Source organism: Duganella phyllosphaerae, from assembly GCF_001758785.1.
Classification (GTDB): Bacteria; Pseudomonadota; Gammaproteobacteria; order Burkholderiales; family Burkholderiaceae_D; genus Rugamonas; species Rugamonas phyllosphaerae.
In genome coordinates this window covers 1-3007 of record NZ_LROM01000155.1, presented here as the reverse complement: position 1 = coordinate 3007, position 3007 = coordinate 1, and the positions used below count along the sequence as shown (strand labels likewise).

The following is a 3007-nucleotide window of genomic DNA, read 5'->3' as shown; positions in this document are numbered from 1 at the left end:
GGGCAGCGGCTGCCACGGCGGCGGTGGCTGCGGTCTGGGCGTTGGCTGCATCGTTGGCGTCGTTGACGTCGGCATCGACGTCGAGATTGATCTCGCCAGCCACTTCGGCATCGGCCGGCGGGGTATCGACTATTACGGGGGCGTCGAGGTTCATGTCCATTCCTTTTCCAGTGCATTGATCGCGGCGCTCAGTTGCGACACTTCCATGGTGCTATGCCCGGCCGACAGCGTCACCCGCAGCCGCGCGGTGCCGGCTGCCACCGTGGGCGGGCGGATCGTGCCTACCCACAGTCCCTGTTCATACAGGGCGGCGCCGGCGCGCATGGTTTCGGCATTATCGCCGATCAGGATGGGCTGGATGGCGGTGGCCGATGGCAGCCGTTGCCAGCGTTGCAACTGCAGGCCTGTCGCAGCATCGTCCAATTGTGCCACCAATGCCTGCAAGTGGGCGCGGCGCAGGGCGCCTTCGGCACCGTCGATCAGGTCCAGGCTGGCCAGCAGCGCATGTGCCATGGCCGGCGGCGCGGCGGTGGTGAAGATATACGGGCGCGCCTTCTGGATCAGCGTTTCGATCACCGTCTCGTGAGCAGCGACAAACGCGCCGCCGACGCCGGCTGCCTTGCCCAGGGTGCCCATGTACACCAGGTACGGCGAGCGCAGGTCAAAGTGTTCGAGCGCGCCGTGGCCGCGCGCGCCGAGCGTGCCGAAGCCGTGGGCGTCATCGACCACCAGCCAGGCGTTGTACTGTTCGCACAGCGCCAGCAGTTCGGGTAGCGGCGCCAGGTCGCCGTCCATGCTGAACACGCTGTCGGTGACCACGAGCTTGGTCGCGGCATTGCTGGCCTTGAGCATGGCCTCGATGGCAGCCAGGTCGGCGTGCGGATAGACGTGCACGCGCGTGCGCGAGAGACGGGCGCCGTCGATCAGCGAGGCGTGGTTGAGCGACTCGGAAAAAATTTCGGCATCGCGGTCGCCCGCCGTCAGGCCGCTGATGATGGCCAGGTTGGCCATGTAGCCGGTGCAAAAGGTCAGTGCGCGTGGCCGCTCCAGGTGGGCGCCGACAAACCCGGCCAGCCGGTCTTCCAGCAGCGCGTGCGGACGGGCGTGGCCGCTGATCAGGTGCGAGGCGCCGCTGCCGGCGCCGTACAGGGACGCGCCTTCGCGCAGCGCTTCGACGATCAAAGGATGGTTGGCCAGGCCCAGGTAGTCGTTGCTGCAAAAGGCCAGCAGTTCGCGGCCATCGACCGTCACGCGCGGGCCGCACGGCGTATCGACAGTGCGGCGGCGGCGGATCAGGCTGCGCTCGTCGAGCGCCTGCAACTGCTGCGAGAGTTGGGCAAGCAGCTGCATGTCAGCCCGCCATCACTTGATCGAATACCGCCAGCGTGTTGGCGGCCAGGCCGGCGATTTCGTCGTCGTCCAGGATGTACGGCGGCATCAGGTACACGGTGGCGCCAATCGGGCGCATCAAGAGTTCGTGCTGCACGGCCGTGGCAAAGAAGCGGCGCGAGAAATCGGGCGCCGCGTCGATCGCGTCGAAGGCCCAGATCATGCCGCGGTTGCGGAAGTTGCGTACCTTGGCATGCTGCGCCAGCGGTTGCAGGGCGGCGGTCAGTTTCGCCGACTTGACGCGGTTGGCGGCCAGCACATCGTCTTCCTCGAAGATTTGCAGCGTGGCCAGCGCGGCGCGGCACGCCAGCGGGTTGCCGGTGTACGAGTGCGAATGCAGGAAGCCGCGCGTGATGTCGTTGCTGTAGAACGCCTGGTAGATGTCGTCGCGCGTCATCACCAGCGAGAGCGGCAGGGAGCCGCCGCTGATGCCCTTGGACAGGCACACGAAGTCGGGCCACACGCCGGCCTGTTCGCACGCGAAGAAGGTGCCGGTGCGCCCGCAGCCGACGGCGATTTCGTCGAGGATCAGGTGCACCGAGTACCGGTCGCACAGCGCGCGCACCAGCTGCAAATACAGCGGGTCGTGCATGGCCATGCCGGTGGCGCACTGCACCAGCGGTTCGATGATGATGGCGGCGATCTTGTCCGCCTTTTGCTGGAACAGGCGCTCGACGTCGGCGGCGGCGCGGCGCGCCATGTCTTCGGCGGTTTCACCGTCACGGGCCTGGCGTGCATCGGGCGACATCACGGTTTGGGAGGCGCGCAGCAGCGGGCCGTAGGCGTCCTTGAACAGGGCCACGTCGGTGACGGCCAAAGCGCCGATGGTCTCGCCGTGGTAGCTGCCCTTGAGGCAGACGAATTCCTGCTTGGCGGTCTTGCCGTGGTTGCGCCACGAGTGGAAACTCATCTTGAGGGCGATTTCCACGGCAGAGGCGCCGTCGCTGGCGTAAAAGCTGTGACCGAGCACACCGCCGGTCAGGGCCGACAGTTTTTCCGACAGCTCGATCACCGGCTCGTGGGTGAAGCCGGCCAGCATGGCGTGTTCCAGCGTGTCCAACTGGTCCTTCAGCGCCGCGTTGATGCGCGGGTTGGCGTGGCCGAACAGGTTGACCCACCACGAGCTGATGGCGTCGAGGTAGCGGCGGCCTTCATGGTCGTACAGCCACGCACCCTGGCCGCGCTTGACGGCAATCAGCGGCACGGTTTCGTGGTGCTGCATCTGGGTACACGGATGCCAGACGCTGCGCAGGCTGCGGGTGACCCATTCGCTTTGATTATTCAATTCCAAAACTGCTCCAATGATTACAATATCGACAGACGCTAGATCCGCCATTCCCGCGCAAGCGGGAATGACGATGCTGGGCTAACTCAACCAGGCCGGCTTGCGCTTCTCGAGGAACGACGCCACGCCTTCGCGGCCCTGCTCCGAGGCGCGGATGGCGGCGATGCGCGCGGCGGTATCGTCCACCAGCGCGTCATCGACCGGCCGTCCCGCCACCTCGCGCACCAGCGTCTTGGCCTGGCGTACGGCAGCGGGGCTGTTGTTCACCAGCGCCTTGGTGATCTCCGCCACCGTAGCGTCGAGCGCATCGGCGTCGCCCACGAAGTGGTGGCC

The 3007-nt window shown here is 66.5% G+C and carries 2 protein-coding genes and 1 pseudogene; all 3 read right to left on the bottom strand.

The genetic code is table 11. The features are described 5' to 3' along the window. Positions 1-150: 150 nt before the first annotated feature. Positions 151-1350: an 8-amino-7-oxononanoate synthase gene (bioF, locus tag DUPY_RS26390; protein WP_070252172.1), complete on the bottom strand. Its 1200-nt coding sequence runs from the start codon at positions 1348-1350 to the stop codon at positions 151-153. A 1-nt stretch (position 1351) separates the two neighbouring features. Continuing rightward, entirely contained in the window at positions 1352-2680 is a 1329-nt protein-coding gene (gene bioA, locus DUPY_RS26385; RefSeq protein ID WP_070252169.1) for an adenosylmethionine--8-amino-7-oxononanoate transaminase, read from the bottom strand. Positions 2681-2755: 75 nt separating this feature from the next. Beyond that, positions 2756-3007: pseudogene (locus DUPY_RS26380) on the bottom strand (enoyl-CoA hydratase/isomerase family protein); the annotation flags it as partial.

Coding starts and splice junctions, on each gene's coding strand:
- bioF (WP_070252172.1), bottom strand. CDS start 1,350: ATGCAGCTGCTTGCCCAACTCTCGCAGCAGTTGCAGGCGCTCGACGAG.